This is a genomic window from Stenotrophomonas sp. TWI819, assembly GCF_039673075.1.
Lineage (GTDB): Bacteria > Pseudomonadota > Gammaproteobacteria > Xanthomonadales > Xanthomonadaceae > Stenotrophomonas > Stenotrophomonas rhizophila_B.
Window position 1 is genome coordinate 75,135 of the sequence record NZ_JBDJKY010000006.1, and the last position, 21,546, is coordinate 96,680.

Sequence of the window (21,546 nt, forward strand, 5' to 3'; positions counted from 1 at the left end):
ATGCGAGGGCTGCAAAGGGCGGCGACGATGACGAAGGGTGGGAGGGATATCCTTCGTCATCGTCACCTGTTGCTCAGTTCGCGTAGTACATCTGGTATTCGAGCGGGTGGGTCGCCGCGCGGAAGCGGGTGACTTCCTGCATCTTCAGCGCGATGTAGCCGTCGATGAAGTCGTCGCTCATCACGCCACCGGCCTTGAGGAACTCGCGGTCCTTGTCCAGCGCTTCCAGGGCCTGGTCCAGCGAGGAGCAGACCTGCGGGATCAGCTTCTCTTCTTCCGGCGGCAGGTCGTACAGATCCTTGTCGCTCGGTGCACCCGGGTCGATCTGGTTCTTGATGCCGTCCAGGCCGGCCATCATCAGCACAGTGAAGGTCAGGTAGCCGGACTGGATCGGATCGGGGAAGCGCATTTCGATGCGGCGCGCCTTCGGGTTGGACACCCACGGAATGCGGCACGAAGCCGAACGGTTGCGGGCCGAGTAGGCCAGCATCACCGGAGCTTCGAAGCCCGGGACAAGGCGCTTGTAGCTGTTGGTGCCGGAGTTGGCGAAGGCGTTGATCGCCTTGGCGTGCTTGAAGATGCCGCCGATGTACCACAGCGCCAGCTGGCTCAGGCCGCCGTAGCCGTCACCGGAGAACAGGTTGGTGCCGCCCTTGGAAAGCGACTGGTGCACGTGCATGCCGCTGCCGTTGTCGCCGACGATCGGCTTGGGCATGAAGGTGGCGGTCTTGCCGTTGCGGTGGGCGACGTTCTTGATGACGTGCTTCATGCGCAGCAGTTCATCGGCCTTCTGCACCAGGGTGCTGAACTTGGTGCCGATCTCGCACTGGCCGGCGGTGGCCACTTCGTGGTGCTGCACTTCCACTTCGATGCCGACCTGTTCCAGCGTCTTGCACATTTCCGCACGCAGGTCGTGCAGCGAATCGGTCGGCGGGACGGGGAAGTAGCCGCCCTTCACGGCGGGACGGTAGCCGCTGTTGGCGCCGTCGTACTTGTCACCGGTGCTCCAGGCCGCTTCTTCGGAATCGATCTTGAAGAAGGTGTGGCCCATGTCATTGGCGAAGCGGACCGAATCGAAGATGAAGAACTCCGGCTCCGGGCCGAAGAACGCCTGCTCGGCGATGCCGGAGGACTTCAGATAGGCCTCGGCGCGCTTGGCGATGCCGCGCGGGCAACGGCCGTACGGCTGCATGGTGGCCGGATCGAGGATGTCGCAGCTGATGACCAGGGTCGGGTCGGCGTAGAACGGGTCGATGTAGGCGCTGGACGGATCCGGCAGCAGGACCATGTCCGATTCGTTGATGCCCTTCCAGCCGGCGATCGAGCTGCCATCGAACATCTTGCCTTCTTCAAACAGCGACGGCTCCACGATGCTGACCGGGAAGGTGACGTGCTGCTCGATACCACGCATATCGACGAAACGCAGGTCGATGAACTCGATCTGGTTGTCCTTGATCAGCTTCTCAACATTTTCCACGGACATCGGTGAAACCTCAGATGGGTGATTGCGTAGGTAGATACAGCAAACCCCGTGCCAACTTTTCAGCGTTCACAAATCCTTGATTTCACTGGCCTGGCGCGCCGCGCGGCGCATGGACGGACGCACCAAAGCAGTGCAAACGCTGCACCACGCACACCTTTGGTGCAATGCGGGATGCTCTATGCTTTACGCCCACGGGCCGTCGACAGGCGACGTTGGCCACAGCGTCCCGCTGTCGCCGCTGCCCGATTCCACCCCTCCGCGAGCTCCAGTACCGCCGATGTCCGACCTGCTCTCCGCCCTCCTTCTGGGCATTCTTGAAGGCCTCACCGAATTCCTGCCGATCTCCAGCACCGGCCACCTGCTGATCGCCCAGCACTGGCTGGGCGCACGCTCGGACTTCTTCAACATCATCATCCAGGCCGGCGCGATCCTGGCGATCACGCTGGTGTTCCGGCAGCGGCTGTGGTCCCTGGCGACCGGCCTGCATGAGCGCGCCAACCGCGATTACGTGCTCAAGCTCGGCACCGCCTTCCTGGTCACCGCCGTGGTGGGCCTGCCGGTCCGCCTGGCCGGCTGGGAGCTGCCCGAGACGGTCACCCCGGTGGCCTGGGCGCTGATCATCGGCGGCCTCTGGATGCTCTTGGTGGAGGCCTACACCGCGCGCCTGCCCGAGCGCGATGAGGTGACCTGGAAGGTCGCCATCCTGGTCGGCGTGGCGCAGGTGGTGGCCGGTGTGTTCCCGGGGACCTCGCGTTCGGCCGCGGCGATCTTCATCGCGATGCTGTTCGGCCTGAGCCGCCGCGCGAAGGCCACCGAGTTCGTGTTCCTGGTGGGGATCCCGACCATGTTCGCCGCCAGCGGCTATGCCTTCCTGGAACTGGCCAAGGACGGCAAGCTGGCCAGCGAGAACTGGACCGATGTGGGCGTGGCCTTCCTTGCCGCGGTCGTCACCGGCTTCATCGTAGTGAAGTGGTTGCTGGGCTACATCAAGTCGCACCGGTTCACGGCGTTCGCGTTCTACCGCATTGCCCTGGGCGCGGCGTTGCTGCTCTGGTTGCCGGCTGGCAACTGAACGGCCCGGCGCCGGCACAACCCCGTTGTGGATGCGCCGGCGTTTTTCCCCAGGTTCCCAAGGAGATGTACATGAAACGCACCCTGATGCTGATCCTGCCGCTGGCCCTGATGGCCGCCTGCAGCAACCCCTCCACCGCCCCGGCCGGCCGCGATGACCTCGCCCCGGCCCCGACCGCCGCCGCCGACCAGGCCGCTGTGGCCCGTCTGGACGTGCAGCGCCTGCAGGGCAGCCATTGGCGCCTGGATTCGGCCACCGATGCCAGCGGCAACCGCATCGATGCGCTGTTCGCCCGTGCCGACAAGCCGGTCACGCTGGACTTCAAGGATGACCGCATCGCGATCAGCAACACCTGCAACCGCATGGGCGGCGGGTACACGCTGGCCGATGGTTCGCTGACCATCTCGCCGATGGCCTCGACCATGATGGCCTGCACGGACAACAACCTGATGGCGCTGGACCAGGCCGTGGGCAGCCGCCTGGAAGGCGCACTGAGGACCGAACTGGGCGATGCCGGTCAGCTGACCCTGCGCACCGCCAAGGGTGATGTACTGGTGTTCACCCCGGAACCGACCGCTGAAACCCGCTACGGCGGCGAAGGCGAAACGGTGTTCCTGGAAGTGGCCGCGCAGACCAAGCCGTGCCCGCACCCGATGATCCGCGACAAGCAGTGCCTGCAGACCCGTGAGATCCGCTACGACGCCAACGGCATCAAGCAGGGTGAGCCGGGCGAGTGGCAGAACTTCTACGACGTCATCGAGGGCTATACCCACGAAGACGGCGTGCGCAACGTGGTGCGCGTGAAGCGCTACAAAATCGCCAACCCGCCGGCCGATGCCTCGTCCAACGCCTACGTGCTGGACATGGTGGTCGAATCCGCGAACGAGAAGAAATAAGAACGCAGAAGGGCGGCCACCGGCCGCCCTTCTTCATTCTGTAGTGCCGGCCGCTGGCCGGCTCCCGATAGCGCAGTACCGACCAACGGTCGGTACCTACCGGGGCACCTGCCGACCAACGGTCGGCCTCACCTCAGGCCAGCGCCGGATTCAACGTGTAGGTGCCATGCAGCGAGGCTTCGGCCAGCACGTGCCCCTGCATCGCACGCAGCACGTCCGCTGCAGTGAACGGATCGCGCAGCGCCAGCTGCGCCACGTCCAGCGCGAACACGCGGAAGAAATAGCGATGCACGCGTTCGTCGTTGAACGGCGGGTACGGGCCGTCATAGCCCAGGTACTGGCCGGCCATGTCCGGATTGCCGGCAAACCAGCCGGTGAAATCGTTCAGGCCCTGACGACTGCCTGCCGGGCCCGCCGGCTGGGTCTTGCCGCGTACGGTGAAGCCGTCGCTGCAGCTGCCCGCGGCGAGCTCGCGCACGTCGGCCGGGATATCGGCCATCGCCCAGTGCGCGAAGTGCGCACGCGGCTGATCGCGTGGCACCGTGCAATCCTGGCGGCCCACCGTCTCCGGCACGGTCGGCACATCCGGGTCGATACACAACAACGCGAACGAACGGGTACCGGCCGGCACGTCGTGCCAGGCCAGCTGCGGGTTGCGGTTGGGCGCGAAGCCCTCGGCGTTGCCGGCCGCGAACGTGGCCGCGATCGGCTGCCCGTTGGTGATGCTGTCACTGCTCAGCTGCATGTGCGTGTCCTCACTCTTCCGGGTAGCCCAGGCGCACCGCGACCGAGGTCAGCAGCGCGAAGGCCGGGCCCATCTCATCGCGGTAGTCGCGCCAATGGCCCGGTGCCATGCGTGCCGGCCCCAGCGAGGGCGCCGGCGGAAAGCGCATGCCGAACAGTTCGCCCAGGTGCTCGGCCATGGCGACGGCGTCGTGGCCGATGTCGTCGATGCGCACCAGCGCGTTCGGGTACAGGTCCTGCTCGTGCAGGGTCGCGATCTGGGCGAGCGAGCGCGCCAGCCATTCGGCGGCTTCGTGCACCGAGTTCAGCGCGAACGGTGCCGGTGCACCGAAGGCGATCCACTCCAGCAGCATGTCGCGCGGGTCGCGCAGCGCGATGATCAGGCGGCCCTCCGGCAGCTGCGGGCGCAACGCCCACAGCAATGCGTTGTCCCACCACAGCAGCCAGTCGATCACCGCACCTTCGGGAACGCCGCGCGCCGGCAGCTGGCTGCGCCATTGTTCAACAAGCGCCTCGGCAGTGAGCTTGCCGGTCGAGAGGTCCTGCAGCGTGTGATAGCTCTGGAAGGCATCGTTGGGCGGGGTCGCACCAAACCGATCCCCGCGCACCACCGGGCTGGCGGCGGCCATGGCCGCGACCACGCGCTCCACGCCCGAGCCCGGGGCACCCCAGACGAAGATCGGTGCGATCGGATTGCCCTCCGGCAGGGGCGCCAGGTCCGGCCAGCTCAGCGGCGCCTTGGCCTGGGGCGGCAGCGGCAGACGCTGCGGTGCTTCGGCGGCGTGCAGTTCGACCCACGTCCGGATCGCCTCACGGTACTGGCCAGCACGGTCCTGGACCGAGCCCAGCCACGCGCGCAGCGACGGCTTGGCCGCGTCCGGCGCGCCATCGTGCAGCGCCTGCACGCGGGCGATGGCGGCCGAGGGATCGCGCTTGAGCAGGCCGTCGACCAGCCGCATTTCGCCACTGGCACGGCCCGGTTCGAGGGTCACGATCCGCTCGGCCACGGCTTCGGCCGCGTCGTCCTCATTGTTCATGTCGTGCAGGCGCAGGCGGGTTTCCAGCGCCGGCAGGTGCTCGGGCATGGCCTCCAGCCAACGCTCGCCCACGGCAACCGCTTCCGGCCCACCGACCGGCTCCACGGTCAGGCGCGCCATCCACAGGTCATGCACCTGGGGGTGATCGGCCAGCGTCGCATCCAGCGTTTCGCGGGCCTGCTGTTCGCGGCCCAGGCGTTGCCAGGCCATCAGCAGCAGCTGCAGGGTGTGGCGATCGGCAGGCCACTGCGCCAGCACCGGCAGCAGCTGCTCCAGCGCCTGCAGCGGTTGCCCGGCCTGCAGTTCCAACTCGCCGGCCAGACGGCGCATCGCCGGGGTATCACCGGCCGGGGTGGCCAGCACGTGGCGCATCATCTCGGCGGCCACATCCACGTGGCCCTGGCGAAGCGCCAGCTGCACGATCAAGCCCTGCAGCGAAGTGACGCTCGGGTTCAACTCGAGCACGCGGCGGAACGCCTGCTCGGCGAAGGCGAGCATGTCCTTGCCCAGGTAGGCAAAGCCGAGGGCGTAGAGCACCCGCGAATCACCCGGCAGGGCTTCGCTGGCGGCCGACAGCAGCGACAGCGCGCGATCCACCTCGCCCCGGCGCAGCGCCACCATGCCGGTCAAGGCCGCCAGTTCGGGATGGTCCGCATCCACACGCGTGGCCAGGCGGGTCAGCCGGTCGGCTTCATCGACGTCATTGCGGGCCAGCGCCAGGTGCGCCTGCATCACATAGGCGGACAGTTCATTGGGATTGAGTTCGGCGGTGCGGTCCAGCGCCGAGCCGGCGGCATCGAACTGGCGCAGGGCCAACAGCAGGCCAGCCTGCTGCAGGTGCAGATCGGCATTGTCCGGGGCGAGCGTCAGTGCCTGCTGCAGGCTGGTCAGCGCGTCGTCGAACTGGCCCTGCTGCTGCAGCGACAGCGACAGCCAGCGGTGCGCCTGCGGCTGCTCCGGCTCGGCCGTGGTCCATTCGCGCGCCAGCTGCACGGCGTCGTCCACCGCATTGCGGCGCAGGGCTTGAAGAATCTGGTCTTGCATGACGGTCCGAACTCGAGGGTCAAACCCCGATTGTAGCGGGGCCGGCCCGCCAGAACGGCCGATCAGGCGGGCGCGTTCGCCTCGATCCCCAGCCGCTGGGCCACCCAGCGCTCGGAGAAGCCATCGCCGCGCCAGTTCTCCAGGAAGCCGCAGTGGCCGCCCCACGGGGCGATTTCCAGGTGGGCATGGGCCGGCAGGCGCCAGCCGTTGAACGTCGCGACGGGGATCACCGGATCGTCCTGGGCCATGAGGATGTCGGCCGGTACCTGCAGCCCGGCCAGCCGGTCGCCGGCGATCGAGTAGCCATCGAAGTAGGCCTGCAGCGAGCCGAAATCGGTGTGGTGCTCGACCAGCCAGGCGGTCAGCGCGCGGATGTCCAGCTTGAGCACGCGGTCGTCCCAGTCGCTCAGCTCGGGGAACAGGTCGCGCTTGCGGCGCAGCGAGCCAGCCCACTTGCGGCGGAAGTACCAGTCGTACATCGCCGGGCCGTTCTCGATGCTCTCCATCGTGATGGCCGGGTCCAGCACCGGGCAGACCGAGGCGACCCGGCGCAACGGTACCCCGGCCGACGGTGCACGCAGGGCCAAACGCAACACGAAGTTGCCGCCCAGCGAATAGCCGGCCGCGACCAGCGGCAGCTCAGGCCAACGCCGGGCGATGTCGCCGGCGGCGTGCACCACTTCATCGATGCGGTTGGAGTGGAAGATGCCGGGATTGAGGTGATGGGTGTTGCCGTGATCGCGGAAGTTCAGCCGCACCACGTCATAGCCTTCTTCGAGCAGCCGCGCCGCCGTCATGCGCATGTAGCTGGATTCGGCGCTGCCTTCCCAGCCGTGCAGCAGCAGCGCCATGCCGATCGGCTGACGGCCCTGGATATAGCTGTGCCAGCCCTGCAGGCGGACGCCTTCGCCACCATCGAGGATGAGTTCGTCGGTGTGCGCGCCGGTGGCCGCAAGCAACACCAGGCCGCGCTGCATGCGCATGCGGCTGGAGCTGAGCATCGACTGCAGGTGGGGATTGCGCAGCCAACGCGGCGGTTGATAGTCGGCAGCGGTCAACATGGGCGCGAGCCTGCTCCCGGCTGCGACGCTGGCGCGTGAAGGAACAGCACCGGGTTACTCGGCGGACATGGCCGCCAGGATGCGCGCGCGCGAGGTTTCCGCGATGCGCCGACGGCCTTCCAGATCGTGAGTACCAATAGGCGCGAGGAAGTGCACCTCGGCCCGCCGCGCCGGCTCGCCCAGCAGGCGCAGGAAGTTGGCGAAGAAGCTCTCTTTCGGGCCGAACGCGACGATGGTCTGTGCGTCACCGCGCACGCCATAGCGCAGTGCCACCGGTTGGATCGGCACCTGGGTCTCGACGGCGGCCTGGAAGATGCGCGCGTGGAACGGGCCCACTTCGTGCCCACCGCGGGTACGCCCTTCCGGGAACACGCCAACGGCTTTGCCCTCGCGCAGGCGCACCACCATTTCCTGCATCACGCCCCCCAGCGATTCCGTGCTGCCACGCTGATGGAAGATCGTCTGCCCGCGGGCCGCCAGCCAACCGACCACCGGCCACCCGGCGATCTCCTGCTTGGCCACGAAGCCCATCATCCGCTGGCTGTGCAGCATCGAGATGTCGACCCAGCTGACGTGGTTGGCCACGAACAGCACCGCGCCCGGCAGCGGTGTGCCGATCCGGTGCAGCCGGAAGCCGAAGATCCACATCAGGCCGGCCGACCAGGCGTTGACCGCCGCATGCTCGAACGTACGCTCGCCCACACGCATACGCCCCCACGGCGGCAGCATGGCGATCAGCAGCATCGGCAGGAACAGCAACAGGTGGACCAGCAGCAGCGGTACGCGGTACAGGTAACGGCACACACGCGCCACGCCGCCACGTGAGGCCGGAGTGGGGGAATTCATCCGCGAACGATACCCGAGCGCCGCAGGCTCTGCCAGCGGAATCCGGACAATTCCATGACAGCGGCACGCCACTGGCCGCACGCGGTCAAGCCGGTGCCCCTGCACGGCACAGCCACCCGGGCGACATGCGCCGGCGCACTGTCATGACCGGTGCAACACAGCGTCCATGCCATGCCGCCGATCAGCCCGGCCGGACCGCCGGAACCACGGCCAGCGTCAGCCGCGAGGTGCAGACCAGCTTGCCGGCCTCATCTTCGATACGGATGTCCCAGACCTGGGTGCTGCGGCCGACGTGCACCGCACGCGCGGTGCCGGTGACGGTGCCGGCGCGCACGGCGCGGATATGGTTGGCATTGATCTCCAGCCCGACGCAGACCTGCGCGCTGGTATCCACACACAGGTTGCCGGCACTGCTGCCGAGCGTCTCGGCCAGCACCACCGACGCACCGCCATGCAGGATGCCGTACGGCTGGCGGGTACGTTCGTCGACCGGCATGGTCGCGCTGATCCAGTCCTCGCCCACGGCCGTGAATACAATGCCCAGGTGCTCGATGAGTGTGTTGCGACCAAGGTCGTTGAGTGTCTCGAGGGACACCGCGTCGCGGAATACCTGGGGCATGCAGCTTCTCCGTGGAGGATTACAGAATCGGAACCAGCCCGGCACCGAAGGCGGTCAGCATGCGCACCAGCAACCACTTCGGCCCGACATTCACCTCGGGGAAGTCGCCCACCGCGACGTAGCAGGTGTGGAACGCCGGGTCCTGCCGCCGCAGCGGCTCGGGGCACGCCGGGCCCGACTGGAATTCGTAATCGGTGGCGTAGCGCCATGGCCAGAAATCGAGCACGGGCAACGCTTCGGAGGCCTTGCCGACGCTGTAGTTCAATCCGGACAGCACCGGCGGCTTGGCGCGCGGCGCCACCACCCATGAGTTCTGCGGGTGGATGTCGCGCAGGATGCTCTGTGCCAGCGCCTCGGCGAACACCGGGTCATCGATGATCACCGCGCCCTCGGTGTTGTAGTTCTCGCTGCGCGGGTCGAAGTTGTGCGTCCCGATCACCCCGATGCGACGGTCCACCACCAGCGATTTGGCATGCAGGCCCATGCGCGCGCCCGTGCGGGTGACCGGCAGCGGCTTGTTGACCGCCTTGGTACCGAGGAAAGAGGGGCGGGTTTCAGCACGCAGCACGCGGCGCTCGACCACGCTGCCATCCATGCGCCGCCGCGCGGAGGGGCCCGGCGTGGGCTGGCGGGTGACGCGTGGATCGCTGCCGGCGGCGTCATCGCGGCGGCTGTCGCTGCCGCTGCTGCGCGCATTGCTGCCGGCCGCACTGCCGCCCAGCAGGCTGCTGCGCCGGCCCGGCGAAGACGATGCTTCGGTGCCCAGCGGCGCGGGCAACAGGTTGCGGTAGTCCACCGGCGCATCCAGCGGGAACGGCTTGAACTCGTAAACGTTGAAACCCAGCTCGCGCAGGTTGCGGCGTTTGTACTTGTAGGACAGCGCGTAGACGATCGGGTTGTCGGTGGCCGCCAGGCTGTTGGTGGACACCACCACACGCGGTGCATGTTCGCGTTTGCGCAGGTCGCGGAACAGGCGCTGGGCCGGCTTGGACAGCACCAGGTACGGGGTCTGCAGCAGCACCTCGGTCTGCGCGCTGGCAATCAGCGAATCCAGCTGCGGCTCGGTCACGTGCTGGCCGTTGGCCGGCTGGCTGGCCCGTTCGCGGCGGTGCTTGCGCGGCAGATCCGCTACGTACTGCACCGAGGCCACCGGCAGGGCGGTATCGACGAAGGTGCGGCGGACGTAGTCGGGGTCGTTGGCCTCTTCGCTGACCCGTTCGAGTCGCTCCGGCCGCCGGACGTCGGCCGGCGGCATGGGCGGGACGCCCTGGCGCAGCAGGGTGCGGCCAACGTCATTGAGGCGTTCGGCTGGCACGCTGCGCGGCGCGCGCCAGAACGCATCGAAGTTGGCGGCCATCTCGCGCACTTCCGGGCCGGCCACGATCACGTCGCGGTCGCGGAAGTTGTATTCGCTGTCCCAGTCGTAATAGTCGTCCTGGTAGTTGCGTCCGCCGACCACGCCGAGCGCATCGTCCACCACCAGCAGCTTGTTGTGCATGCGCTGGTTGAAGCGGCGGAAACAACAGACCACGCTGGCGGCGTAATCGAAGTAGTTCAGGCGCGCCTTGCCGAACGTGGGGTTGTAGACGCGCAGCTCGAAGTTCGCATGGCTGCCGGACAGGGCCCCGAGGATTTCCAGATCGGAGATCGCCGAGAGCTGGTCGATCAGCAGCCGGACCTTGACCCCGCGGCGAGCGGCCGCCTGCAGCTCGTCCAGCACCAGCCGGGCGCTGTCGTCCTTGTCGAAGATATAGGTCTGCAGGTCGATGCTGCGCGTGGCACTGCGGATCAGGTTCAAGCGCGCGACGAGGGCGACTTCGCCTTCGTCCAGAATGGTGGCGTAGTGGCGCGGCTGGCCGGCGTGGGATTCGGCGAACGCACGGCCGCCCAAAGCACGCAGGGGTGAATCCAGCGCGCAGCGGTCCGCCTGGGTGCAGTCAACCACGGTCGAGCGCGCCTGCACGGCGATGCCAGCGGCACGGTCGCGCTCGGCGTTGGACAGCGAGGCACAGCCGCTGCCCAGCAACAGGGTTGCCAGCACCAACAGACGCAGCAATGGATTCACGGTTTCGGCGCCTCGCTCAGACGCGCACGCAATACAAAGGTCACTCGATCACTCAAGGCAAGCTGCCAGCTGTCCATTCCATACCGGCCACGTTGGACGGTACCGCGGCTGACGACGTCGCAATCATACCCGGCCCGGGCACACTCCGGCGGTTCCACCCGCAGGGTCTCCGGGTGGCTGACCCCGCGCAGGATCAGGCGGCCTTCAATGGCACCGCCCTTGTCCACCACCTCCGGCCAGTAGGGCAGCGAGTCGAACTCGACCACCGGATAGCGGGCCGAGTCGAAGAACTCCTCGCCCCGCATCCAGCCGGTGTAGCGGGGTTTGCCGGGAATCTCGACATAGCGGGTGAACATCCGCAGGTGCACCTGGTGGCGACCATCGGAGAGCACCTCGATGTTGCCTTCGAAGCGGGGGAATACCCCCTCCATGCGTTGCCCCAGCCGGGTCCGGATCTCAAACCCGAAGCGCGACTTGGCCGTGTCGAAGGCCAGCGCATGGCTGGTCGGTGCCGGTACGGACGACGGCGGGGCGGCATGCGCCGCCCCTGCCATCAGCAGCAGCCCGACCCACGCCGCGCGGACTGCCCACACGGGTTATGGCCACCAGAATGCGGTCAGGCTGGCGACACCGGGTTCGATGGCAGCATCACGATCGAACGCCAGCACCGCGATCCCGCCGGGCGGCATGCCGCGGTAGTCGCTGCTGGTGCCTTCACTCATCAGGGCGACCAACTGTTCCAGGCCGGGGTTGTGGCCGACCACCAGCAGGCGGTCGACATCGCGACGCGCATCGATCAACCCCATCAGGGTGCCCGGGGTGGCATCGTAGACGGCATCTTCCAGCCGCTTCTCGACGAAGCCGGTGATGCCCAGCACGGCTTCGAGGGTTTCGCGGGTCCGCCGCGACGGCGAGCACAACACGCAGTCGGGCAGCAGGTTGTTTTCCTTGAGCCAGCGGCCGGCGGCCTCGGCTTCGGCCAGTCCGACCGGCGACAGCGGGCGGTCCAGATCGGCCTGGCCGGTGCTGGCGGCTTCGGCATGGGCGTGACGCAGCAGTATCAGTTCTCGCATGGGATCTCTCGTGTCAGGCGTTCTTCAGCCACTTCAACAGCGGCTCCCAGTCACTCTGGTGCTCGCGCACCTGGGCCGAGCGGTAGTCGAACAGACTCCGGCCCAGCCCGACCATCACCACATAGCTTTGGCTGTCGCGCAACTGTGCGACGACCTCGTACGGCCATTCGGCCAACATCTGTATCGCCTGCTGCGAGGTCTGCGTCCAGGGCTTGGTGCGGTTGAGCACCAGGCCGACCGGCAGGCGGCGGTTATGTACGCGGGGGACTTTGGACAGGCTGTTGAGGAAGCCGACGATGGCTTCGATGTCCAGCGCGGAGGGCAGCACCGGCACCACGACGGCGTCGGCCGCGTCCAGGAAATGGGGAATGTCGTCGGCCATCGCACCGGCCGGGGCATCGATGATGACCTCGTCGGTGCCCTCGGGAACCAGTCGCTCCCAGCTCTTTTTGCGGTACACGTCGATCGGTAGCACGGCGCTTTCCAGAACCGAACGGCGTTGCGCCCAGCGGGTGCTGGAGCCTTGTGGATCGGCATCGGCCAGCACGGTCCGTTTGCCTGCCAATGCCGAATGCGCCGCCAGGTGGGTGGCGACGGTGGTCTTGCCCACCCCGCCCTTGGAACCGGCCACCAGGATCGTCTTCATGCAAGCCTCGCTTCCGGGAAACGTTCCCGCAGCCTACACCGGCGCCTGTGACGGAGATAGTCGCAGCGCTGAACCAGAACCGGCGGCCGCGGCTTTGCTATCGTGGATGGTTCCAAGGGATTGACCGCCGGCATGAGCGAACTACAGGACCTGAGCGCGTTGATCCGCGCCAACACCCCGCTGATCATCATCGAGACCCAGGATGAAGGCCGCGTGGTGGAGCTGTTCCGCCAGACCCTGATGCATGTCTGGCGGGCCCTGCACCGCTGGTCGATCACCGAGGGCCTGCGCCGGATCGACATGGACCGCGAGGACGACCCGGTCGGTCCACCCGATGCCAGCGCGGCCCTGCAGATGATCCGCCAGGCCGAGCAGCGCGGCATCTACCTGCTGCTCGATTTTCACCCGTACCTGGGCTATGCCAGCCACCAGCGCGCGCTGCGCGATCTGATCCAGCGGCGGCATTGCGAGGCCCACGTGCTGGTGCTGATCGGGGCCAAGGTCGAGCTGCCTGCCGAGCTGGAAGCGCTGGCCACCCGGTTCAACCCGCGCCTGCCCGACCTCAATGCCCTGTTGAAGATGCTGCGCGAGGAAGCCGAAGCCTATGCGCGCGAGAACGGCGGGCGGCGCGTGGAAGTGGACAACGAGGCCGTGCAGAAGATCCTGCACAACCTGCGAGGGCTGAGCCTGGTCGATGCACGGCGGATCGCGCGGCAGCTGATCTTCGCCGACGGCGCGCTCAGCCAGGACGACCTGCCGCAGCTGGCCCGGCTCAAGTTCGAGCTGCTCAACCGCGCCGGCCACCTGCACTTCGAATACGACACCACCCGCTTTGCCGACGTGGCTGGCGCCAACCGGCTCAAGCGCTGGGTCAACCAGCGTCGCCCGGTGTTCCTGGGCGGTGCCGGCCCGGCCGGCCTGGACCCGCCCAAGGGCATGCTGCTGCTCGGCGTGCAGGGCTGTGGCAAATCGATGCTGGCCAAGGCGACCGCGGCCGGATTTGGCGTGCCGCTGCTGCGGCTGGATTTCGGCAGCCTGTACGACAAGTACCACGGTGAGACCGAGAAGAACCTGCGCGACGCACTCGCCTCGGCCGAGCAGCTGGCCCCCTGCGTGCTGTGGATCGATGAGATCGAGAAAGGCCTGGCCAGTGGCGGCGAAGACGGCGGCGTGTCGCGCCGCGTGCTGGGCCACCTGCTGACCTGGCTGGCCGAGCGCAAGAGCACCGTGTTCATCGTCGCCACCGCCAACCAGGTGCATGAACTGCCGGCCGAGCTGCTGCGCAAGGGCCGCTTCGACGAGATCTTCTTCGTCGATCTGCCCGATGCCAACACCCGGGTGGAGCTGCTGCGCCTGCACCTGGGCAAGCGCCAGCTCAACGCCGACGACTTCGCGCTGCCGGCGTTGGCGGCGGCGGCGGATGGCTTCTCGGGTGCGGAGATCGAGCAGGCGGTGGTCTCCGGGCTGTATGCCGCGCATGCCGAGTCGCGCGTGCTGGATACCGACCTGCTGATGCAGGAGATCCGCAGCAGCCGGCCGTTGTCGGTGCTGATGGCCGAACAGGTCACCGCGCTGCGTGAGTGGGCGCGCGGGCGCACCGTCAGCGCGGACGAATGATCCGCGCGCGTCATCCCGCCAGGCGGTGCAACACCCACACCCACGCCGGCAGCGTCACCAGCGACAGCAGGATGCCGTAGCCAACCAGCGCGGCCGCCAGGCGCGGGGCGAGGCGATGTGACATCGCCAGCGCGGCGGCGGTGATCATGGTCGGCATCGCCGACTCCAGCACATTGGCCTGCAGCATCGCGCCCTGCAACCCGAACGCCCACGAGATGGGCAGCGCCAGCGCCGGCATCACCAGCAGCTTCAGCAGCAACCCGACGCCCAGCGGCGTGAGCTCATCCCGTGGCAGGCGCAGCTGGATGGAGAACCCCACCGCCAGCATCACCAGGGGCAGCATCGCATCGGCGAGCTGCTTCAGCCCGGTGCCGATCCAGCGCGGCGGCTGCTCAGGCATCAGGGTCAGCGCGAACAGCAACGCCCACAGCGGCGGGAACTTCGCGATCCGCAGCAGGATCTGCGTGGCGGTAGGCGGGGTGTCACCGCTGTAGCGCGCGATCACATACAGGCCGAACGTGGACAGCAGCACGAAGGTGCCGAACTGGTCGTAGACCACCGCATAGGGCAGCGCATGATCACCGAGCAGCGCGCGCACCATCGGGTAACCGATGAAGCTGGAGTTGGCCAGCGCCACGCAGATCAACAGCACGGCATGCACATCGCGGGCGAAGCCGAAGACGCGTGTGGCCAGGCTCACCGCAGCGAGCGTGCACAGCATCAACAGCCACGGCGTGGCGACCAGCCCGATCAGGCTGACATCCAGATGCAGCCGGGGGACGTAGATCAGCACCGCCGCCGGCAGGCACACGTACAGCACGATGCGGTTGAGCACATCGGCGGTGTTGTCCGGCAGCGCGCGCAGGCGCGAGAAGGCCATGCCCAGGCCGAGCATGGTCAGGATCAGCGCGAATGCATCGAAGGCCATCGCGACAGCCTAGCCCACTCGGCCGCCACCGCCGCCCCGACGATGGTCGAAGCGTGGCCCTTTCGCGGCATGGGCCGGGCCTGCCCGCTTACCCGGGCAGGCCCGCGCGATCACGGCCAGGCCGGCGGCTTTTCCGCCCACGCCTGCTGGATCTCGGCGAGCGTACTGCGTTCGCTGTCGCGCCAGCCCGGCAACAGGGCGGCGTAGCGGTCCGTTCCGCTCCACTGTTGCGGCTCGGTGCGTACCGCCGCTGCATACCACTGCACCGCTTCATTCTTGCGGCCCAGCGTCCACAAGGCCAGGGCATACGTAGGTGGCACCCACGACGGGTTGCCACGCAGCCCGCCTTGGGCCGCCGACCAGTGCGCCAGCGCCGCCTCGGGCTCGCCCAGCCGGAACAGGTCCCAGCCGTAGTTCCAGCGGACCGAACGGCCCTGCACCGAGGTGGCCGTCGCCGCCGTCGTCGCCTGCTCGTACAGGCTGCGCCCCAGTTCCGGCCGCCCCTGCGCGATCGCCACACCCGCCAACTGCACGGTCGCCTCCAGCGTCTTGCGGCCGCGCTCGCGCTGCTTCATCAGCTGGTCGACCAGGTCCCCACTGCTGCCCGCCACCGCGACCATCGGCGTGGCGGCCGCGTCGTTGTCGAAGTAGAACTCCTGCACCGCCGGCAGCGATTGCGCCGACGCGTTGAACACACAAGCCCCTACGGCCAGCGCCAGGCTGGCCAGCATCTGTCTTGCAACTGCCATGCAAACTCCCCCAGGTTGTCACAACAACCTCCCCTCCTGATCCTAACCGCAGCGCGCGCCCGGCACCAAGCGCCGCCGACCAACGGTCGGGCCTAGCGGGTGCGCCGCCAGACCCGCAGCCGGTTGTTGGCCGGCATCGCGGCATCCTCGATCAGCACCAGGCCCACCCCGGCCGCCAGCGCATCCACCGCGTCGGCATCGCGGATGCCCGAGGCCGGATCGCGTGCTTTCAGCCAGCCATCGAACTGGCGGTTGCTCTCGCTGCTGAAGGTCCCCTGCTCGTTGAAGGGGCCGTACACACACAGCAGCGCATCGGCGGCCATGAGCGCCGGCAACCCGGCGAACAATGCCTGGACATGCGCCCAGCTCATGATGTGCAGCGTGTTGGCACTGAACACCGCATCGAACGCCAGCGGCGCGGCGGGCAACGGCCCCAGCCCCGGCGTCGGCGACAGCACCGCCTGCAAGGGCCACGGCGCCGGGGTGTTGGGCAGGCCGGCGGCCTGCAGCCGCGCGGCGATTCCGGGCAGATGATCCGGATGGTCGCTCGCCTGCCACTGCAGGTGCGGCAGTGCCCGCGCGAAGTGCTCCGCGTGCTGGCCGGTGCCACTGCCGATCTCCAGCACCCGCTCGCGCGGGGCAAGGTGGCGCTGCAGCACCGCCAGGATCGGTGCGCGGTTGCGCTCACAGGCCTCGGACCAGCGCATCTCACTCATGGGAATGTCACATCGGCAGGGAATCGATGTCCATCCAACCATGACCGCAGTCACTTGTGCCACCCTGTCATGGCGTTGAAAGTCGAAGGCTTGTCCAACGCCGCCGGCCCTCGCGCCGTCGGCCGTCCTTGGGGGATGTGAGCTGTGCAACGTCGTGAGTTCCTAGCGCTGTCTGGAATGGGCCTGGCTGGCCTGGTACTGCCGCACGGTCGGCTGATCGCCGCCGAGCAACTGCTCGAACCGGGCGATGTCGGCCGCCAGAAGGCACTGGCCGAGGCTGCGCTCGCCGCCGCCAAGCGCGCCGGCGCCAGTTACTGCGATGTCCGCATCGGCCGCTATCTCAACCAGGCGGTCATCACCCGCGAGGCCAACGTCCAGAACGTCACCAACAGCGAGTCCTCAGGCATCGGCATCCGGGTGATCGTCAACGGCGCGTGGGGCTTTGCCGCGACCCATCTGCAGACCCCGGCCGCGGTGCTGGCCACCGTCGAACAGGCCGCGGCAATCGCCCGCGCCAACGCCGGCATCCAGACCCGTCCCGTGCAGCTGGCCCCGGTCACCGGGGTGGGCGATGTGAGCTGGAAGACCCCGATCCGCAAGAACGCGATGGCGGTGCCGATCAAGGACAAGCTCGACATGCTGCTGTCGCTGAACGCAGCCGCGCTCAATGCAGGCGCCGACTTCATCAACTCCACCCTGTTCCTGGTCAACGAGCAGAAGTTCTTCGCCTCCAGCGACGGCTCCTTCATCGACCAGGACGTACACCGCATCTGGCTGCCCTTCACCGCCACCGCGATCGACAAGGCCAGCGGCAAGTTCCGCACCCGCGCCGGGCTGTCCTCGCCGATGGGCATGGGCTACGAGTTCCTGGATGGCGAGGCGCGCGGCAAGATCGCGCTGCCCGGTGGCGTGGTGGCCTACCGCGACTCCTATGACCCGGTGGAAGATGCGATCGCCGCGGCCCGGCAGGCCCGCGAAAAGCTCAATGCGCCGTCGGTGAAGCCGGGCAAGTACGATCTGGTGCTGGACCCGTCCAACCTGTTCCTGACCATCCATGAGAACGTCGGCCACCCGCTGGAGCTGGACCGCGTGCTCGGTTACGAGGCCAACTACGCCGGCACCAGTTTCGCCACGCTGGACAAGCGCGATGCGGGCTTCCGCTGGGGCAGCGACATCGTCAACTTCTTCGCCGACAAGACCGCTCCGGGCAGCCTGGGCGCGGTGGGCTACGACGACGAAGGCGTGAAGACCAAGCGCTGGGACCTGGTCAAGGACGGCATCCTGGTCAACTACCAGGCGACCCGCGACGAGGTGCATCTCCTTGGCGAGAAGGAGAGTCACGGCTGCAGCTACGCCGATTCGTGGTCCAGCGTGCAGTTCCAGCGCATGGCCAACGTGTCGCTGGCGCCGGGCAGGACCCCGCTGAGCGTGGCCGACATGATCAATAACGTGGAGAACGGCATCTACATCCACGGCCGTGGCTCCTATTCAATCGACCAGCAGCGCTTCAACGCGCAGTTCGGCGGCCAGCTGTACTACCAGATCAAGAACGGTGAGATCACCGGCATGGTCGAGGACGCCGCCTACCAGATCCGGACGCCGGAGTTCTGGAATGCCTGCAGCGCGATCTGCGACGAGCGCGATTTCCGCTTCGGCGGTTCGTTCTTCGATGGCAAGGGCCAGCCGGGCCAGGTCTCGGCGGTCTCGCATGGCTCATCGACCACGCGCTTTGATGGCATCAACATCATCAACACCGCACGCAGCCTGGGATGAGCCTGTTCCCACTCCGTGCCGAATGTCACTACCGCGGCGCCCGTACGGCCGCAAGAATCGGCTGTGCCGCCGCGGCGGTCGCCCTGATGTCGCTGTTTCCCTGCCACCCCCACACCGACGTGGAGAGCTGCCTTGCAAAGACGTGACTTTCTCGCCCTGACCGGGCTTACCGCTGGCGGACTGATCGTGCCGTCGTTCTTCGGCAAGGTCATTGCCGCCGAACAACTGCAGAGCGCACTCGATCCGGCGCTGAAAAAGCGCTTGGCCGATGCCGCCCTGGCCGCCGCGCGCCAGGCCGGTGCGACCTACTGCGATGTGCGTATCGGCCGCTACCTGCGCCAGTACGTGATCACCCGCGAGGACAAGGTCCAGAACGTGGTGAACACCGAATCGACCGGTGTGGGCATCCGCGTGATCGTCAACGGCGCCTGGGGCTTTGCCGCCACCAACCAGCTGGGCACCACCGATGTGGCGCGTGCCGCGCAGCAGGCCGCCGCGATCGCCAAGGCCAACGCCGGCGTGCAGACCGCCCCGGTGCAGCTGGCCGCCGCACCCGGCGTGGGTGAGGTGTCCTGGCGCACGCCGATCCGCAAGAACGCGATGGACGTGCCGATCAAGGAGAAGGTCGAGCTGCTGCTGGACGTCAATGCAGGCGCGATGGGCGCCGGCGCCAGCTTCGTCAACTCGATGCTGTTCCTGGTCAACGAGCAGAAGTACTTCGCCTCCACCGATGGCTCCTACATCGACCAGGACGTGCACCGCATCTGGGCACCGATGACGGTCACCGCGATCGACAAGAGCACCGGCAAGTTCCGCACCCGCTCGGGGCTGTCCTCGCCGATGGGCCTGGGCTACGAGTACCTTGATGGCGTCGGCACCGGCAAGGCGGTCTCGCCCAACGGCGTGGTCAACTACCGCAACTCCTATGACATGAAGGCCGATGCGATCGCCGCGGCCAAGCAGGCGCAGGAGAAGCTCAAGGCACCGTCGGTGAAGCCGGGCAAGTACGACCTGATCCTGGATCCCTCGCACACCTGGCTGACCATCCACGAGTCGGTCGGCCACCCGCTGGAACTGGACCGCGTGCTCGGCTACGAAGCCAACTACGCCGGCACCAGCTTCGCCACGCTGGACAAGCGCGAGCAGCATTTCCAGTACGGCAGCGACAAGGTCAACATCTTCGCCGACAAGACCCAGCCGGGCAGCCTCGGTGCGGTCGGCTACGACGATGAGGGCGTCAAGACCAAGCGCTGGGACCTGATCAGCGAAGGCAAACTGGTGGATTACCAGACCATCCGCGACCAGGCCCATATCCTGGGCAAGACCGAGTCCGACGGCTGCTGCTATGCCGATTCCTGGTCCAGCGTGCAGTTCCAGCGCATGGCCAATGTCTCGATGGCGCCGGGCAAGACCAAACTGAGCGTGGCCGACATGATCAAGGATGTCGAGAACGGCATCTACATCATCGGCGACGGCTCGTTCTCCATCGATCAGCAGCGCTACAACGCGCAGTTCGGTGGCCAGCTGTTCTATGAAATCAAGAACGGCCAGATCACCCGCATGCTCGAGGACGTGGCCTACCAGATCCGCACGCCGGAGTTCTGGAACGCCTGTACCGCCGTGGCCGATGAAAGCGACTACCGCCTGGGCGGTTCGTTCTTCGACGGCAAGGGCCAGCCCGGCCAGGTCTCGGCGGTCTCGCACGGTTCGTCCACCGCGCGCTTCAACGGCATCAACGTCATCAACACCGCGCGCAGCCTCGGCTGACCGGTCAGGAGCCCCAATCCATGAGTATCTTCACCGAAGCCCAGGCCAAGGCCATCCTCGACAAGGTCATCGCGCTCTCCAAGGCCGATGAGTGCACTGCCGTGCTGGCCGGCTCGATCGACGGCAACATCCGTTTCGCGCTCAACAACGTCTCCACCAGCGGCATCGTCGACAACACCGAACTGGCCGTCACGGTCGCCTTCGGCAAGCGGGTCGGCACCGCCTCGATCAACGAGTTCGACGACGCCGCGCTGGAACGCGTGGTGCGCCGTGCCGAAGATCTGGCCCGCCTGGCCCCGGAGAACCCGGAGTTCCTGCCGGCGATCGGCAAGCAGACCTACCGGTCCAGCCCGACCTTCAGCGAATCCACCGCGGCGATCGACCCGGCGTTCCGCGCCAAGGTCGCCGCCGACTCGATCGCGCCCTGCCGCGGCAACGGCCTGATCGCCGCCGGCTTCCTGGAGGACGGCCAGAGCTTCCAGGCCACCGCCAACAGCAACGGCAACTTCGGTTACCAGCGCGGCACCAACTTCGATTACACCTGCACCGTGCGCACCGAAGACGGCCGCGGCTCGGGCTGGGTCGGCCGCAACCTCAAGGATGCCGCCGATTTCAAGGCCGACCAGGACATCCGCATCGCCATGCGCAAGGCCACCGAATCGGCCGAAGCCAAGGCCTTGGAGCCGGGCAAGTACACGGTGATCCTGGAGCCGGCAGCCGCGGCCGGCCTGATCAGCTTCATGATGAACTTCTTCGATGCGCGCTCGGCCGATGAAGGCCGCAGCTTCCTTTCCAGGAAGGGCGGTGGCAACAAGCTGGGCGAACAGGTCTACGACCCGCGCGTGACCATGGTGGCCGACCCGTGGCACCCGGACGCGGCCGTGCTGCCGTGGGACAACGAAGGTCAGCCGCGCGAGAAGCTGGACATCATCAAGGATGGCAAGATCGCCAACCTCAACTACTCGCGTTTCTGGGCGCAGAAGCAGGGCAAGACCGCCAACGCGCGGCCGGGCAACCTGCTGATGGCCGGTGGCGACAAGAGCACCGCCGAGCTGGTCCGGGGCACCCAGAAGGGCATCCTGGTCACGCGCACCTGGTACATCCGCATGGTCGATCCGCAGACCGTGCTGCTGACCGGCCTGACCCGCGATGGCACCTTCTACATCGAAAACGGCCAGATCAAGCACCCGGTGAAGAACTTCCGCTTCAACGAGTCGCCGGTGATCATGCTCAACAACATCGAAGAACTGGGCAAGCCGGTGCGTGTGGCCGGTGACGAGTCCAGCCTGGTGATGATGATTCCGCCGATGAAGCTGCGCGATTTCACCTTCACCTCGTTGTCCGACGCGGTCTGATGAACGGTCGTGACGGCCACTGGCCGTCTCTTCGTCTGACCGGTGACGCCCGGGA

Annotated in this window: 19 protein-coding genes; 6 read left to right on the forward strand and 13 right to left on the reverse strand. The window is 67.3% G+C overall.

Annotated features, from left to right (window positions below; translation table 11 throughout):
* Positions 1-73 precede the first annotated feature (73 nt).
* The gene (gene glnA, locus ABE463_RS10050; protein WP_123731037.1) at positions 74-1,483 is read right to left on the reverse strand and encodes a type I glutamate--ammonia ligase; all 1,410 of its coding nucleotides are present in this window, start codon (positions 1,481-1,483) and stop codon (positions 74-76) included.
* A 277-nt stretch (positions 1,484-1,760) separates the two neighbouring features.
* Here glnA and ABE463_RS10055 point away from each other — a divergent pair, with 277 nt between their 5' ends.
* Both ABE463_RS10055 and ABE463_RS10060 read left to right on the forward strand, forming a co-directional pair.
* Positions 1,761-2,555, forward strand: a complete 795-nt coding sequence (locus ABE463_RS10055) for an undecaprenyl-diphosphate phosphatase (RefSeq protein WP_123731036.1) — start codon at positions 1,761-1,763, stop codon at positions 2,553-2,555.
* Positions 2,556-2,626: 71 nt separating this feature from the next.
* A complete protein-coding gene (locus tag ABE463_RS10060) occupies positions 2,627-3,451 on the forward strand; it encodes an META and DUF4377 domain-containing protein (protein WP_346468060.1) in 825 nt (274 codons plus the stop codon).
* 133 nt (positions 3,452-3,584) lie between these two features.
* Here the strand turns inward: ABE463_RS10060 and ABE463_RS10065 are convergent, their stop codons facing one another.
* The 9 genes from ABE463_RS10065 to ABE463_RS10105 form a co-directional block, all read right to left on the reverse strand.
* Positions 3,585-4,196: a YbhB/YbcL family Raf kinase inhibitor-like protein gene (locus ABE463_RS10065; protein WP_346468061.1), complete on the reverse strand. Its 612-nt coding sequence runs from the start codon at positions 4,194-4,196 to the stop codon at positions 3,585-3,587.
* Between the two features lie 10 nt (positions 4,197-4,206).
* Complete coding sequence (locus ABE463_RS10070; RefSeq protein WP_346468062.1) at positions 4,207-6,276, reverse strand: tetratricopeptide repeat protein; 2,070 nt, start codon at positions 6,274-6,276, stop codon at positions 4,207-4,209.
* 62 nt (positions 6,277-6,338) lie between these two features.
* Positions 6,339-7,334, reverse strand: a complete 996-nt coding sequence (locus ABE463_RS10075; protein WP_259260785.1) for an alpha/beta fold hydrolase — start codon at positions 7,332-7,334, stop codon at positions 6,339-6,341.
* A 57-nt stretch (positions 7,335-7,391) separates the two neighbouring features.
* Positions 7,392-8,183 (reverse strand): lysophospholipid acyltransferase family protein, encoded by a 792-nt coding sequence (locus tag ABE463_RS10080; RefSeq protein WP_265309910.1) that lies wholly within the window; start codon positions 8,181-8,183, stop codon positions 7,392-7,394.
* 181 nt (positions 8,184-8,364) lie between these two features.
* Positions 8,365-8,802 (reverse strand): hotdog fold thioesterase, encoded by a 438-nt coding sequence (locus tag ABE463_RS10085; RefSeq protein WP_346468063.1) that lies wholly within the window; start codon positions 8,800-8,802, stop codon positions 8,365-8,367.
* A 19-nt stretch (positions 8,803-8,821) separates the two neighbouring features.
* Complete coding sequence (locus ABE463_RS10090; RefSeq protein WP_346468064.1) at positions 8,822-10,867, reverse strand: phospholipase D-like domain-containing protein; 2,046 nt, start codon at positions 10,865-10,867, stop codon at positions 8,822-8,824.
* Positions 10,864-11,421 (reverse strand): YceI family protein, encoded by a 558-nt coding sequence (locus ABE463_RS10095; RefSeq protein ID WP_259260786.1) that lies wholly within the window; start codon positions 11,419-11,421, stop codon positions 10,864-10,866. Before ABE463_RS10095 ends, ABE463_RS10090 begins: the two co-directional genes overlap by 4 nt.
* 42 nt (positions 11,422-11,463) lie before the next feature.
* Positions 11,464-11,940 carry a histidine phosphatase family protein gene (locus ABE463_RS10100; protein WP_123731027.1) on the reverse strand — a complete coding sequence of 159 codons (477 nt, stop codon included), beginning with the start codon at positions 11,938-11,940 and terminating at the stop codon, positions 11,464-11,466.
* A gap of 13 nt (positions 11,941-11,953) precedes the next feature.
* The gene (locus ABE463_RS10105; RefSeq protein WP_123731026.1) at positions 11,954-12,586 is read right to left on the reverse strand and encodes a ParA family protein; all 633 of its coding nucleotides are present in this window, start codon (positions 12,584-12,586) and stop codon (positions 11,954-11,956) included.
* A 132-nt stretch (positions 12,587-12,718) separates the two neighbouring features.
* On the opposite strand from ABE463_RS10105, the gene ABE463_RS10110 reads away from it, so the two are divergent.
* Complete coding sequence (locus tag ABE463_RS10110) at positions 12,719-14,203, forward strand: AAA family ATPase (RefSeq protein WP_259260619.1); 1,485 nt, start codon at positions 12,719-12,721, stop codon at positions 14,201-14,203.
* 10 nt (positions 14,204-14,213) lie between these two features.
* On the opposite strand, the gene ABE463_RS10115 is transcribed toward ABE463_RS10110, so the two are convergent.
* From ABE463_RS10115 to ABE463_RS10125, 3 genes are all read right to left on the reverse strand, one after another.
* Entirely contained in the window at positions 14,214-15,131 is a 918-nt protein-coding gene (locus ABE463_RS10115) for an AEC family transporter (RefSeq protein ID WP_346468065.1), read from the reverse strand.
* 110 nt (positions 15,132-15,241) lie between these two features.
* The gene (locus ABE463_RS10120) at positions 15,242-15,880 is read right to left on the reverse strand and encodes a tetratricopeptide repeat protein (protein ID WP_346468066.1); all 639 of its coding nucleotides are present in this window, start codon (positions 15,878-15,880) and stop codon (positions 15,242-15,244) included.
* 92 nt (positions 15,881-15,972) lie between these two features.
* Positions 15,973-16,596: a DUF938 domain-containing protein gene (locus ABE463_RS10125; protein WP_346468067.1), complete on the reverse strand. Its 624-nt coding sequence runs from the start codon at positions 16,594-16,596 to the stop codon at positions 15,973-15,975.
* 144 nt (positions 16,597-16,740) lie between these two features.
* Between ABE463_RS10125 and ABE463_RS10130 the strand changes: the two genes are divergently transcribed.
* The 3 genes from ABE463_RS10130 to ABE463_RS10140 all read left to right on the forward strand — a co-directional run bounded on the left by ABE463_RS10130 (position 16,741) and on the right by ABE463_RS10140 (position 21,491).
* Positions 16,741-18,369 (forward strand): TldD/PmbA family protein, encoded by a 1,629-nt coding sequence (locus tag ABE463_RS10130; RefSeq protein WP_346468068.1) that lies wholly within the window; start codon positions 16,741-16,743, stop codon positions 18,367-18,369.
* A 132-nt stretch (positions 18,370-18,501) separates the two neighbouring features.
* Positions 18,502-20,136, forward strand: a complete 1,635-nt coding sequence (locus tag ABE463_RS10135) for a TldD/PmbA family protein (RefSeq protein ID WP_121043958.1) — start codon at positions 18,502-18,504, stop codon at positions 20,134-20,136.
* A gap of 20 nt (positions 20,137-20,156) precedes the next feature.
* Positions 20,157-21,491, forward strand: a complete 1,335-nt coding sequence (locus tag ABE463_RS10140; protein WP_259260625.1) for a TldD/PmbA family protein — start codon at positions 20,157-20,159, stop codon at positions 21,489-21,491.
* Positions 21,492-21,546 lie beyond the last annotated feature (55 nt).